This window comes from Mesorhizobium sp. M1D.F.Ca.ET.043.01.1.1, from assembly GCF_003952385.1.
Classification (GTDB): Bacteria; Pseudomonadota; Alphaproteobacteria; order Rhizobiales; family Rhizobiaceae; genus Mesorhizobium.
Genome location: NZ_CP034444.1, coordinates 5,727,457 through 5,741,407, shown reverse-complemented (window position 1 = coordinate 5,741,407; position 13,951 = coordinate 5,727,457). Strand labels below are relative to the sequence as shown.

Below are 13,951 nucleotides of genomic sequence, written 5' to 3'. Positions count from 1 at the left end.
CATCTTCCAGGCCGGCGATGCAGGTCCTTGCAACTCACCTATCGACTCGTCTCGGACACGTTGTCCGAGGACCTGCCGCCAGCAAGCCGAAGGTCCTTGTCTTCGAACTCGTCGTTAGGGCTTCGACCCGACGACAAAGAAAAATTGGACCCTGCCGGTCTCATTGATGCCGGAGGTGCTGATTCCGGTCGTGGAGCGAGCGCTTGCAGCTCTTGCCAAGGCGGTCCGGGAATATATCGGGTCTCTTTTCCTGCGTTGTCCGTCGCAGCGGCCGAAACGGTTTGCTCGATTGCTCCGGCTGCCGGCTTCCGGCGCGAACGCTTGGCGCTGTAAGTCTGCCGCCTTTCCTCGGCGACTTCCAGGCCTTCTATTGCCGACAGGACCAGTGCGAGGCGGTCCTCGATTTGCTTCAAACGCCTCCAGGTGGAAAGCAGCGCAAATGAAACCAGCACACAGTATGCAAGAATGGCGGTCACCGATCCCGCCCAATTCTCGATACCGAACAGTATCAACGCGACAGCCCCGATGAGGATCGCAATGGTACCGTAGCCCAGCAGTCGGCCCTTAAGAAGAAGCATCAGTGGCAGGGTTGCCGCCAGCATAAGAATGACTCCGGGACTGAGCGCCCAACCTATAAACGGCGGAACGATTTCGCTGTAAGTGTCCATGTTCACCTCGGAATCGCCGAGGCCAGTCGCTCTCTCACCGTCAGGAGCACCCCTGACGATCGTAGCGTTGTGGTAGACCTCCCTGCAGCGCGAGAGGAAGGTGTCCCGGCGACGCCCTAAAGCTCTGAAAGGCATACCGGGTAGACCAGATCGACCTTTAGCCGAATTACTACTCAATAATGGTAATGGCGGCGATGTCCGCGAAGCTGATATGTTTCTGGACTTAACCGGTGACGCGATCGGTCAGTGGGCGCAAAGAGCGATTTGGACATGCCGGCGGGGGCACTAAAGCCTTACGTTTCATGCGTTTAAGCGCGCTTGACAGCTAACTGCCCGGACCCTTTTCGAAGTCAAGGCCGCTCAGCCGACGCTGAGGGGGTGGGAGTTGCGTTGCCATCGTAAGGACTAGGAAATGGCAAGTCCAACCGACAATCCGATGATGATTCGGGAATTCCTGCCGCTCGATGTCAGGGAGGTCTTCGATTTCTTTCTCCGCCGATGGAAGCTGGTGTGTGGAATTGCCGCAATCACCTTCGGCCTATTTGTCGTCGCTGCCTATGTTATCCCGCCGTCTTACACAGGCGTCTCACAAATATTGCTCGATGCCCCGATCGACTATATGACTCCGCAAGATTATTCCAATTCCGACTTTGCCGACAATCCAACATTTATTGAAAGTCAGATGGCAGTCTTGAGGTCTGCCTCGCTTCTTCTGCAGGTCGTCGACAGCGAGAGGCTGACGCAGGATCCCAAGATCGGGCCGGCGGCACTGATATGGCTCCAGAGCGCTTTGGGGGTCTCGCGCGTCGGGCTTGGAAATGTCATCGAGATCGATGTCAGCGTATACGATCCCCAAAAGGCAGCATCGCTCGCGAATGCGATTGCCCAGGCCTACGTCGCCGATCGACTAAAGTCTCGTTACGAAGGGGTCCAAAAGGCCTCTACATGGCTTAGCGACAGAGCCGCGTATCTGCGAGCGGAGCTCAGCCGTTCGGAACAAGCTGTCCAGAAGTTTCGGGTCGATCACAATCTGCTGGGGACGCCAGCGGGCAGCTTGACTGACCAGCAACTGTCCGAGTTGAACGTCGCCTTGATCAACGCGCGCGCCGAGATATCGGCGAAACGGGCGCAGTATCAACAGGTTGAAAAGTTGCAGGCTGCTGGAGGCGACATCCAGTCGATACCGGACGTGTTGCAGTCCGTGGTGATCAATGCACTTCGCGCTCAGCTCTCTGGAGTGACCCGGCGGGAAGCCGACCTTCAATTGAAATATGGCGAACGTCACCCCGACGTTCTGTCGGCTCAGGCCGAACGCCGCGACATCGAGGGACAGATCGCCGCCGAAGTCCAGCGCCTCATCGGCAATCTGAAGAATGAAGTCGAGGCGGCCGAAGCGCGCGAGGCTTCACTGACCCGCGCCCTGGACTCGGTGTCCAACCGATCGGAAGTCGAAGGTCAGGTTGGCGTCCAGCTGCGCGATCTGGAGAGGATCGCCGCGGCAAACAAGGAACTTTTTGAGACGTTCCTCTCACGCGCCAAGCTTACCGAGGAGAAATCCACGCTCCTCAACAGCGGCGTCCGCGTGATCACCGACGCCGGTGTTCCAGGTTCGCCAAGCTTCCCGAACAGGCCTCTTTTTGCGGCATTGGGCGTGGTCTTCGGCATCTTCTTCGGGGGGGCCGGAGCCGTCCTGCGTGAACTTTTCGCCTCCGGCTTCATGGCCAAAAAGCAGATCGAGGACGAATTGGCCGTTCCGGTTCTGGCATCGATGCCAAGGATGTCGGGTTGGTCGAAGGACGTTCGGGCGCAGCCTGTGGCCTATCTCGAGCGCAAACCGCTGTCCAGGTACAGCGAAGCGGTGCGGCGGCTTCGCCTCGGCATCCAGGCAACGCCGGAATTGGACGGTCCGCCGCGCCTGATGCTCGTGACATCGGCGATGCCCGGCGAAGGCAAGACAACTCTGGTATTGAGCCTGGCCTGCTCGGCCGCTGCCGACGGCGAACGCGTCCTGGTCATCGATGCGGACCTGCGCCTTTCGGCCACCACGGCCTTCTTCGGCATGGCCGACAAGGTCGGCTTGGTCGATCTTCTGACGTTGCCGGTGAAGGCCGCAAACGCAATCCACCTGGACGAACGCTCGGGGATCTCGCTGTTGCCGGCGGGAGCAAGGACCCGCAACCCGCCTGCCCTTCTTGCTTCGGCCAGAATGCGCTCGCTGCTTGATGAGGTTCGGGGAAAATTCGACACCGTGATCATTGACGCGCCGCCTGTGGGGCCCGCGGCCGATGCCTCGATCCTGGCGAGGCATGTCGACAAGGTCGTCTTCGTGGTGAGGTGGCGGGAAACCTCGCGCGAGGCCGTTGCCGAAGGAATTCGACACCTTGGCGATCGGTCCAAGCTTGCCGGCATTGCCCTGACGATGGTGGACGAACCAAAACTGCCGAGATACGGCCGTTACACGTCGCTGGAAAGCAGCGTCTCGGACAGTTACTACCTCAACTAGAGAAGAGACAGTATTTCGCCATGCTGCGCCCTGACCTATACGACAATCGCTTTCCGGAGACGGTGGGAAAAAGTCACGACGGCGAAGCTGCGCGCTGGTGCGTGGTCCAGACGCACCAGCATTCCGAGAGCCTGGCCGAGCGGCACCTGCTGTCACAGAACTTCCGCACCTATCTGCCCAAACGCAGGCGAACCGTCCGCCACGCCCGCAGCGTCAGGACCGTCTCAAGCGCGTATTTCGACTGCTATCTGTTCGTCTCACTGGCTGTGCATCAGCAGAGCTGGTACCCGATCAACTCGACGGTCGGCGTCCGAAGGCTGGTCATGAGCAAGGGAATGCCGATAGCGGCGCCTTACGGCGTGGTTGAGTCATTGATATCGGTAACCGACGACGACGGGATTTTGCACCCGGACATCCTATTGAGGCCGGGCCAGAAGATCAGAATCATAGATGGCCCGTTTTCGGACCAGCTTGGAATTCTTGATCATGTCGGAAGCGCTGGCGCGGTCAGAATTCTCCTCGACATTATGAACCGATCGATTCCTATCACTATTGATAGGGACAAATTGTCCATAGTTTCTTGAAATTACTTGGTGGGTTTCACTGACCTTTTTATTCCGGAAGATGCCGAAACCATTCGGCTGGGAGCGATGAGTTGGCAACCAATTCACCCGCGGTGCGGCAGCCTGCGAAGGCGACGTCAGAACCTGCGGCCCGGCATTGAGACGATTGAGCGTGCAATATCTCAGAGACATCGGCCCACCGAGGGGTTGGACTGATCTCACGCCAATTCCATGACGTTTGCGGCGGCGACGAGCGAATGACGCTCGCCGGCGATCAATCACGGGAAATCCCTTGCAAACCCCACACAAGTCCACATCGGCAGCCTTCCGTCCGGCCGGGCCCGGAGACCTTCCGGATCGTCTGCAGCCGCAACAGTATCGCCGCTGGGCGCCAGAGGCCAAGGCAGAGATCCTGGCGCAAACGTCGGCGCCGGGAGCGAATGGTTCAGCGTCGGCCAAGACGCTTGGCGCGGGCGCGTTGGACAGCCAATCGGATGCGGCAGCGTATCAAACCGACGGAGACGCTCCTTTCAGGCCGATCGAAACGGCACTGCCGATTGCCGGCGAACTGTTTCGGGCATTCAATGAAGCCGGCCTGAAGTACGGGATAATTCAGGATCTCGCGTCCCTGCATGACGGATTTGCCGGCTGGGACGATCTCGATGTCCTTTTGGACAAGCATGACTACCCGGCCTTCTGCTCGATCGTGTGCCGATTGCACGGTCGGCGCGGCGTGAGCCTCTCCTGCTACGACAATGTCTGCGCCGGCAGAGAGGACTGGTTCGTGCCTGATTTCTCGCGTGGCCGGTATCTCCATCTCGACATGCACATCGGAGCCCGGGTCGGCCGGGAGTTTCGCAAGCGCTATCCGGCCTTCGACTACGCGGCGATCACGCGCTGGGAGTCGATTTGTATCGACGGCTCGTCGGTTCCGGTGGTCTCCCCCGAAGACGAGCTTCGAATAGCGATTGCCCGTTTCGCGTTCCGGGCCTGGGCCCTGCCGTGGAAGCAATGGATTGCCGTCGACGATGGTTGGAAGCAACATTTTACACGACTGCCGTTGCCGTGCGACGAGCAAGGTTTGCAGGTCGTGGAGTGCACGTTTGGCGGCAAAGAAACGGTGCGCTGCAGGTTCCGGCAGAGCGCCGAGGGTTTGGCCGCCCACCGCGGCGACTTGGCCACGCTCCGGCGGTCGATCCGCGAAATGTGCGGTTACACGGGACGCTTCGCAATCGCCGATGCCGCGGTCCATCTGGCACGCAAGGCCTGCTATCTCTCCCTGAGGCTCCTTCAGCGCTGGATGCCGGGGCGCCTTCCACCAAAGCGACGGCCCGCCGCTGGTGGATTCGTTGTCGCCCTGATAGGTCCCGATGGCATGGGCAAGAGCACTCAGGCTGGCCGGCTGAGGCAGACATTCGGCTGGAAGTTCGGGTGCGCGCAAGCCTATGTGGGAACCGGCGACGGCAATGGATGGTGGCTTCGCAAGGCGCTGCAGAGCGTGGTCTTTCCCTATAGGCGCCGCCTGAAGTCCCTGGCCCAGAACGATGGAAAAGATGCCTCCGGCCGAGCTTGGTCGAAGGGAGGAGTTGTCGCTGCCGCATTGGCGCTATGGGCAGTCCTGATCGCGTTTGAGCGATACATAGTCGTGAACCGCGCACATCGATGGGCGACGCGCGGCCTGATTGTCATTTGCGACAGGTGGCCGCAGGCGCTCTGCAGGGGATATCTGGACGGACCGACCATCCCCGCTCGCCTGTTCTCGGTCCCAGGCTTGTCCGCCCTCGCCCGGCTTGAGCAGCGACTCTATCGGAAGATGGCGGAACGCCGCCCACACCTCGTTTTGCACCTCGTTTCAGATTTTGCCGTCTCCGAACAGCGAAAGCCCGGGGACCTCAGGAAAGAAGCGTTCGATGCGCGGCTGTCGCTGATGGCGGACCTGCGGGCGCAGGACAAGGAAATCCGAACCGTTGACGCAAGCGCCGGCATAGACGCGGTCGGCCGCGAACTGTTCAGGCATATCTGGCTGTCTCTCTGAGAGGCAAAACAGGCGGTCGATCCGCCCCGCATCATCCCCGAACGTTCAGTTTTCCCGCGATCCCGGCCTGCGCCCGAAAAGCTCCGGAAGGAGCTCGGACGCTCCCGCTCGATGCGCTCGATCTCCCGAATGCGCCACCCCCGGATTTCATGTCCCTGAGGTACAAGCAAATGAAGATCGTCCATGTGCTCACCAGACTGCTTCGGGCCGGCTCCGAGGAGAATACGTTGGCCTGCTGTCTCGCTCAGGCGCGGCATGGCCACGAAGTGCTCCTGGTTCATGGCGCCGAATACGACCCGAAGCTACGGGCATCCCTTACCGGAGCCCTTCGAGTGGTGACCCTGGAAAAACTCATCAACCCGATTTCGCCGTCCCGCGACATTTCTGCCTTCGGGCGACTCACCCGCCTTATGCGTGATTGGCGGCCCGACATCGTGCACACGCATCAAAGCAAAGCCGGCATCGTGGGCCGCCTGGCTGCCAGGGAAGCCGATGTCCCTGGCATCGTACATGGCGTGCACATCCTGCCTTTCGTGCATGTGGGCAGCGGGCAGAGGCTGATGTTCCTCGCCGCCGAACGCCTGGCCGCGAGGTTCACGCGCGCTTTCATCGATGTCAGCCAGGCTATGCGCGACATTTGCATCGCCAATCATTTGGGCAGCCCCGACCAGCACCATGTCGTCCACTCCGGCTTCGATCTGGCACGCTTCGCGAGCGCGCGGTGGCCGCAAGAGCCGCATCTGCTGCTGGGGACGGCCGCCGGGGAGCCAAAGCCGCCGGTGGTCCTGATGCTGGCCGCGCTGGAGCCGAGAAAACGCCACGTCGAGTTCATTGAAGCATTCGGGCAGGTCGTCGACCGAATTCCGGACGTGCGACTGCTGCTTGCCGGCGACGGACCGGCGCGATCGGACGTTGAATCGGCGATTGAACGATCCCGGTACGCGAACAACGTTCGCATGATCGGCTACCACAGCGAGCCCGAACGACTGATCAGCCTGGCGGACGTGTGCGTGCTGACGTCGATGCGAGAAGGATTGCCTCGCGTCATGATGCAGTATCTGGCGGGTGGTCGAGCCAGTGTGGTCTCGCACTTGCCCGGCGTGGAAGAGGTTGTCCAGCATGGCGTGAACGGAATTGTGACGCCGGCCCAGGATGTGGGCGCCGCCGCGGCAGCCGTCGCCGATCTCCTCGAGAACCAGCACCATCGCGCTCGGCTGGCCGATGGCGCGAAACGCACTGACCTGTCGTCCTGGGGCCTGGAGTCCATGTGCGAGAGTGTCGAGCAGATTTATCAATCCGTGCTGGAGTCCGCCGTTTCGCCAAGGCCGGACAAGGCGCGAATTCGCGACCGCCTCGCCGGGCAAACCTTCGGGCTGCACGGTTTTTGACCGTCGTCCAGCTCCTTCGACGATGCGCGGAATTCCAAGGCTTACCTCTTAAACTGAACAGATATCCGCCTGTCACGCGCCGGCCGACGAATGTCGATCGGTCCCGATGGCGGCAGGCTGGACAACCGGAGTACCGACGATGCGTATGCGTTCCGACCAGCAATTTCCTTCCAGGCCCTTGCCAATGAAGGACTGGTGCCGACGGCTGTTTTCCAAATGCGAACCCGCGGTCGGCCGCATCCTCGCGACAATCGGCGGTCTCGCCCTTGCCTTTGTCCTGCTTGCTGCGGGCGCCTCCCGTGCGGATGGATATACCTTCGACACCGGTGACATCCTGCGCGTGTCGGTGATCGGCGAGGAATCCTATCCGCTGGAGGTCGTGGTCGATGATCGGGGCTCGATATCGCTTCCAATGTTGGGCGATATCCAAGCGCGCGGCCTCACGACCGTTGCCCTCTCACAGGCCATTCAACACGCATTTCAGCAGCAGAAGCTCATCCTCAAGCCATTCGTGAAGGTTGAGATCGGCCAGTACCGGCCGTTCTTTATCTCCGGAACGGTGGCTCACCCTGGATCGTACCCATTTCAACCGGGAATAACGGTTCGCCACGCGCTAGCCATAGCAGGCGGGTTTCGCGCCACTGCCGTGGGAAACACGGAGCCGGCCCTGGAAATAGCCGATCTGCGAAGCACACGCGCCAATCTGGCGATCGAAGAATATCGCCTGAAGGTTCGGCTCGCCCGGCTCGAGGCGGAAAGCCAAAATAAGTCCTTCGTTGCGCCGCCGGATCCGCCGGTCGAGTTCGGCGGAAAGTTGATTGCCGACATCATCGCGTCCGAACAAGCCCAGTTGGACGCGCGGCTGGCCGCGTACCGGGACGACATTTCCTACCTCGAGGCTTCGCTTGATCGGGCGAACAAGGAAGCAGCCATGGTTGCCGCCAGCCGTGAAGAACGGGAAAAGACCGCGAACATTCAATTGGAAGAACTGCAGTCTGCCCGGTCTCTGCGTGAAAAGGGTTTGGTGACGAACTCGAATGTCATGACGGCGGAAAGGGCGCATACCAGCTATCGGGCCGAACTGGCTCAGACGGAATTGCAGCAGCAACAGGCGCAGCAGGCGATGCTGAACGCGGAAAGCGAGCTGCGAAAGAAGCACCAAAGTCATGAAATGGACTTGATCGCCCAGACCCAGGACACGCAGGTCGAGCTTGGAAAAATTCAAAGTCAAATAAGATACGTTGCCGACAAGCTTCTTTTCATCTTCACCTATGGCGAACAGAGAACCTTTGATGACCTGCAGGGCTCGGTGAAGATTTCGATTTTCAGACGCGACCAGAAGGCAGCCCACGACATCGTCGCTGATGAAAATACGGAAGTGAGAGCCGGCGACGTGATCGAGGTTTCCGTTGTGGCCAACAAGGGCTTCTACGCTCCCGACTCCGGAACGATAGGCTCCCCCGCGGGGCAAGATCCGGCCACCCAGCCCGGCATCGTCGGCCAATAGCATGAGCACATGGCTCGCATTCTCAAGCAGGACCATGCTTCAGGCCCGCTGACGCCTTTGACGGACCAGATGATGCGCGTTCAGGGACCGGTAGCTGCACGCCGCAGCTTGTCGTGCGGGTCGATGCAGTCTTCTCACCCGTGGCGAGGGAGGCCTATCAAGATGGCAACAGAACTGAAACCTCCGATTTTTCTGATTGGCAACTACCGGTCGGGCACCACCATTGCGCAGAAACTGATCGGGCTGCACCCCGACATCGTTACCTGGTACGAACCCAAGACTGTGTGGCTTTATGCCGATCCGGCGCGGCGCCATGACGAATTCGGCGAGTTCGATGCCACCGCGAAGGTCGCTCGTTACATTCGCGGCCGGTTTCTCGAATATCAGTCGCGGCATGACGGTCGGCAGATCATGGAAAACACTCCGGCCAATGTCCTGCGGGTCCCGTTTATCCACGAGATCTTTCCGGAAGCCATTTTTCTTTATATCACCAGGAATCCATTCTCCTACATAAGCTCCATGGAGCTTAAATGGCAGCGGGCAAAGTCCTTCAAGGGTCTCTTACGCCTCTTGAAAATGACTCCCGTCACGCAAATTCATTATTATGCGAGAGACCTTGCAAAACAGATAGTGACGAAAAGGATCCTGGGCAGGAAATACACGTCGATCTACGGCCCTCGCTACAGGGGAATAGATCAGGATTTGAAGGAGCAGGAAAAGCTGACAGTCATCGCGCGCCAGTGGGCGCGCGGCAATCGAAAGGCACGGGAAGATCTCGCCAGGCTGGGCGACGGCCGCGTGCTGTCGTTTCGCTATGAAGATCTGGTCCAGGATCCCGAGCAGGTCCTGCGGCGTATCTTCGAGCATTGCGGCCTGAAATGCAGCGACGAGATCGCTCGCACGGCGAAGGAGATGATCGATCCCGACCGCCAGCAGAAGTGGCTCCGCCTGGATCCTGGCGAATTGGCAGCCATCATCCCGGAGGTCCGGGATGAGATGGCGTTCTACCGCTACGAGATCCCTTCCCTTCTCGTTGAACATGGCTCGCCGTCGACGCGGGCTCCATTGGCGTTTCAGCACGGCCATCCGGATATTCGGTCCCCCCGCTGAGCGGTATGGGAAAATGCATTGGCTGCCGCTTTTGGTCGGTCGACTAAGCAAACAAAGCAAGCGGAGATTGGCGTGGGCGACATCCGACGCGGACTGGCGAAACGCAGTGTCGTGGGCATGTTCTGGACGGGCCTGTCCATGGGCGCGTTGGCGGTTGCTGAGCTTTTCGCTCTCCTCCTGCTGGCCCGGCTGCTCTCGCCAAATGAGTTCGGCCTTTACTCTGCGGCGCTGATCGTCATCAAGTTTTCGGCCATTTTCCAGGGGCTTGGCATTACGCCTGCGATCGTGCAGCGGCCGGTGCTCGAGGAACGGCACCTTCGTGTCGGGTATACCTTGTCGCTCCTCCTCGGTCTTACCGTGTCTGCTCTGGTATGGGCGATGGCACCCGCAATTGCCAGCCTTCTTCGCCTCGCCGATCTCACACCGATCGTGCGCGCGGTCTGCTTCATCTTTCTTTTCCAGGGAGCCTCCATGGTGGCGTTGGCCTCGGCCCAGCGTGCATTGCGGTTCCGTTGGCTCGCTGTCGTCGACGCGGTCGCTTTCGCGATCGGTTATGTGATCGTCGGTCCGGTGCTGGCTTGGCTCGGCTTCGGCATCTGGGCGCTTGTCGCAGCGCTCCTGGTCCAGCAGTTGTTCCGCTCGATCGTGCTGGTCTCCGGCCAGCGGCACCCGATGCGGCCGTTGCTCGAGCGGAGCGCGATTTTCGAACTGCTCTATTTCGGAAGCGGCTTCACTATTGCCCGGGTATGCAACTACCTCGCCACTCAGGTGGACAGGCTTGTCGTCGGCCGCTACCTGGGCGCCGATGCGCTCGGCGTCTACGGCTTGTCGTCGCAGTTGATGACAACTCCGGCGGTCATCGTCGGCCAGGTCCTCGATCGCGTGCTGTTCCCGACCATGGCGCTGGTCCAGGAAGAGCCCGTGCGACTTGCTCGCGCCTACCGCAGCGCGGTTGCCGGTTGCGCCCTGCTCGTCCTGCCGGCCAGCGTGGTGGTGGCGATCGTCGCGCCCGAATTGGTTCGGGTCATCCTCGGACGGGGATGGGAAGGTGTAGTCGCCCCGCTCCAGATCCTGGCGTTCAGCATGCTGTTCCGCACGAGCTACAAGCTTAGCGACTCCGTCTCGCGGGCAACCGGAACGGTGTACGCACGAGCCTGGCGCCAAGCTGTTTTCACCGTCGGTGTCTTCGTCGGAGCCTTCGTGGGGCAACGCTGGGGCGTGGAAGGGGTGGCGTTCGGTGTCGGCCTGGCATTCGGTGCCAACTTCTTCCTCATGGGACAGTTGAGCCTCCGCGTGACCGGGATGACTTGGGCGGATTTCTTCCTGGCGCACTTACCCGGCCTCGCGCTTACAGGCGTTGTCGGAAGCGGCGCCTGGGCGTTCGTGGAATGGCTGCGCGCCTTCCAGCTCTCTCCTCTTCCACTGCTCATCGATACGGCATTGCTGACGTCTGCCGGGGGACTTCTGCTGTGCTGGCTCCTGCCGTCGCTGTTCCTTGGGCGGGAAGGTCTGTCGCTGCTGCGCTTGCTCGCGGCAGTGGTGCCTACGTGGCCAAGGATGAAGCAGGCAACAGACTGACCAAGGATGCAACTCGCCCGGTCGTCCGGCCATGGATTTCATGTTCTTCACGCGCAACGTCATCACTGCCGTGCTCGATCAGGGGATCGGCGGTGATGCCCGGTCGGGCGCATAGGGGTTCCGTTATCAATCGAGGGAAATGCGGAAGGGAGACCTGTCATGGCTGAACTATTCGAAACGAGAGTGGCGACAGCAGGCGACGATGTCGAGGAGAAGGGCTCCGGTACGATCGGAACCAACATCAACGACCTGGAGCTGGGCTATGACAGCAGCACCCGCCAGACGGTCGGCATCCGCTTCACCGGTATCGACATCCCGCAAGGCGCCATCATCACCAGCGCCTACATCCAGTTCCAGGCCAACGAGGTGAAGATCGACGCGGCCTCGCTGCTGATCCAGGGCGACGACACCGACGATGCCAGTCCTTTCACCACCGCTGCCTTCAACGTGTCCTCGCTCCCCAGGACGACCGCGTCGACGGCCTGGACGCCGGACCCGTGGACAACGATAGGCGAGCAAGGCTTGGCCGAGCGCACGCCCGACCTCTCGGCGATCGTCCAGGAGATCGTCGACCGCTCGGGCTGGGCCGCGCTCAACGACATGGCGTTCCTGATCACCGGCACCGGCACGCGCACGGCCGATTCCTACGAATACAATCCGGCCGGCGCGCCGCTGCTGCACATCGAATATATCCTGCCCGGGTCCGGAAATCCCGTGGCCTTCAACACGCCTGCCGATGCCGATCCCACCACCAATCAGATCGCCGAGCTCGCCGCGGCCGGTAACCCGACCCGAATCACCGCCTCGGCTTCGGATCCCGATGGATCGACCGTCAGCTACAGCATCATCAACGATGCGCGCTTTGCCATCGATTCCAGCACCGGCGTCATCACGCGATCGTCCGTCGGCACCCTCGACTTCGAGACCCAGCCGTCGATCAACCTGACGGTGAAGGCAACCTCGTCGGACGGCAGCACCGCTACCAAGATTTTCACCCTCGCTGTCCTCGACAGCCCGGAACCGGTCGCGTTCAACACGCCGCCGGATGCCAACACCGCGGCCAACCAAATCTCCCAGAACGCCGCCGCCGGCACTGCCGTCGGCATCACCGCTTCGGCCTCGGATCCCGATGCCGGCTCGACGGTGACCTACACCACCATCGATGACCCGCGATTTGCTGTCAATTCCAGCACCGGCGTCATCACGCGATCGAGCACCGGCACGCTCGATGCCCAAAACGAGCCGTCAATCAATCTCCACGTCACAGCCAAATCGTCAGATGGCAGTATCGCCACGCACACCTTCACGGTTGACGTCACCGGTGGCAGCGGCCAGCTGCCGACATCCGTGACCTTGGCTCATACCATCCTGACCTCGCAGTGGTCGCCGCCGAGCCCCGATCCCACGGATATCGTCTATATCTCTCATCTCGGCACGCTGCTTGTTGCAGACAGCGAAGTCGACGAGATGTCCATTTTCACCGGCAAGAATCTCTACCAGATGAATCTGAACGGCACCCTGGCGGGTACCCTCACCACCATCAATTTCTCCGATGAGCCGGCCGGGGTCGCTTACAATCCGACGAACCATCATCTCTTCTTCTCGGACGACACCGGCACGAAGAGCGTCTACGAGCTCGATCCCGGACCGGACGGGCTTTACAATACGTCCGACGACAAGGTGACCTCGTTCAAGACCGCCGCGTTCGGCAGTTCGGATTCGGAGAGTCTTGCCTACGACACAAACCGCGGAGTGCTCTATCTCGAGGATGGCTCAACCCATAGGATTTACACCATCGCTCCGGGCCAGAACGGCAAATTCGACGGCGTGCCAAGCACGGGCGGCGATGATGTCGTGACGAGTTTTTCCGTACAATCGCTCGGAACCCCGTCCGACGGGGGCCTTGCGTATGATCCGGTCCACGATCTGCTTTATGTCATCGTGTCACGCAACTCCGTGGCAATGGTGACGCCGACCGGGGACCTGCTGGGCACGCTCGACATCTCGGCCGCACACGCGAAAAAGCCGGCGGGATTGGCGCTGGCGCCAAGCAGCGACGACCCGAGCCATGATATGAGCCTCTATGTCGTTGATCGCGGCGTGGACAATGACTCGCACCCGACCGAGAACGACGGCAAAATCTATGAATTCCATTTGAACGATTGGCTGATCGCCTGAACCTGACAGGGAGCGATTTTGCCCGGCCGAAGGAAGGCCTCGTTCGGCGCGTCCATCCAGGCGCGCCAGGCTGCCCCGCCGCCGACAAACAAATGCCCGGACCGTCCTCGGCGGGCGGTCCGGGCTGTCAAAGTGAAGGACTAGAACCTTATGTCCTCAAAACGCTGCTTTCAGCGACCCTGAGGATCAAGCTTACGTCTGGCCGGGAGGGCCAATGTGGATGTGGTTCGTGTCCCCCAGCCATTGCCCGGGCGTGTTCCTCCCGATTTGGCGATCGCCCTGGAGTTCAAGCTCGTGCCGAGCAGAAGCGTTATGGCCGGTGGAGTCACCGCCGCAAAACGCCCCGCCTTCTTGAGAAAGTCCCGGCGCGCCTGAGCCTCAGAGACGAGAGTTTCCTGCGTCCGTTCCGAGCGTTTTGTGC

At 60.8% G+C, this 13,951-nt stretch carries 9 protein-coding genes; 8 read left to right on the top strand and 1 reads right to left on the bottom strand.

Features of this window, described 5'->3' with window-relative positions:
• Window positions 1-38: 38 nt before the first annotated feature.
• A complete protein-coding gene (locus EJ067_RS27565) occupies window positions 39-668 on the bottom strand; it encodes a hypothetical protein (RefSeq protein WP_126088305.1) in 630 nt (209 codons plus the stop codon).
• 412 nt (window positions 669-1,080) lie between these two features.
• Between EJ067_RS27565 and EJ067_RS27560 the strand changes: the two genes are divergently transcribed.
• The 8 genes from EJ067_RS27560 (at window position 1,081) to EJ067_RS27525 (ending at window position 13,530) form a co-directional block, all read left to right on the top strand.
• A complete protein-coding gene (locus EJ067_RS27560) occupies window positions 1,081-3,171 on the top strand; it encodes a polysaccharide biosynthesis tyrosine autokinase (RefSeq protein ID WP_126088304.1) in 2,091 nt (696 codons plus the stop codon).
• 20 nt (window positions 3,172-3,191) lie between these two features.
• Window positions 3,192-3,755, top strand: a complete 564-nt coding sequence (locus EJ067_RS27555; protein ID WP_126088303.1) for a transcription termination/antitermination NusG family protein — start codon at window positions 3,192-3,194, stop codon at window positions 3,753-3,755.
• A gap of 271 nt (window positions 3,756-4,026) precedes the next feature.
• Window positions 4,027-5,769 carry a hypothetical protein gene (locus EJ067_RS27550; protein WP_245468074.1) on the top strand — a complete coding sequence of 581 codons (1,743 nt, stop codon included), beginning with the start codon at window positions 4,027-4,029 and terminating at the stop codon, window positions 5,767-5,769.
• A gap of 170 nt (window positions 5,770-5,939) precedes the next feature.
• Window positions 5,940-7,157 (top strand): glycosyltransferase, encoded by a 1,218-nt coding sequence (locus tag EJ067_RS27545; RefSeq protein WP_126088302.1) that lies wholly within the window; start codon window positions 5,940-5,942, stop codon window positions 7,155-7,157.
• Window positions 7,158-7,296: 139 nt separating this feature from the next.
• On the top strand, window positions 7,297-8,664 hold the full coding sequence (locus EJ067_RS27540) for a polysaccharide biosynthesis/export family protein (protein ID WP_245468073.1): 1,368 nt from the start codon (window positions 7,297-7,299) through the stop codon (window positions 8,662-8,664).
• A gap of 162 nt (window positions 8,665-8,826) precedes the next feature.
• Complete coding sequence (locus tag EJ067_RS27535) at window positions 8,827-9,774, top strand: sulfotransferase (RefSeq protein WP_126088301.1); 948 nt, start codon at window positions 8,827-8,829, stop codon at window positions 9,772-9,774.
• A gap of 72 nt (window positions 9,775-9,846) precedes the next feature.
• Entirely contained in the window at window positions 9,847-11,352 is a 1,506-nt protein-coding gene (locus tag EJ067_RS27530; protein WP_245468072.1) for a lipopolysaccharide biosynthesis protein, read from the top strand.
• A 159-nt stretch (window positions 11,353-11,511) separates the two neighbouring features.
• Window positions 11,512-13,530: a cadherin domain-containing protein gene (locus EJ067_RS27525; RefSeq protein ID WP_126088300.1), complete on the top strand. Its 2,019-nt coding sequence runs from the start codon at window positions 11,512-11,514 to the stop codon at window positions 13,528-13,530.
• The last annotated feature ends 421 nt before the right edge of the window (window positions 13,531-13,951 follow it).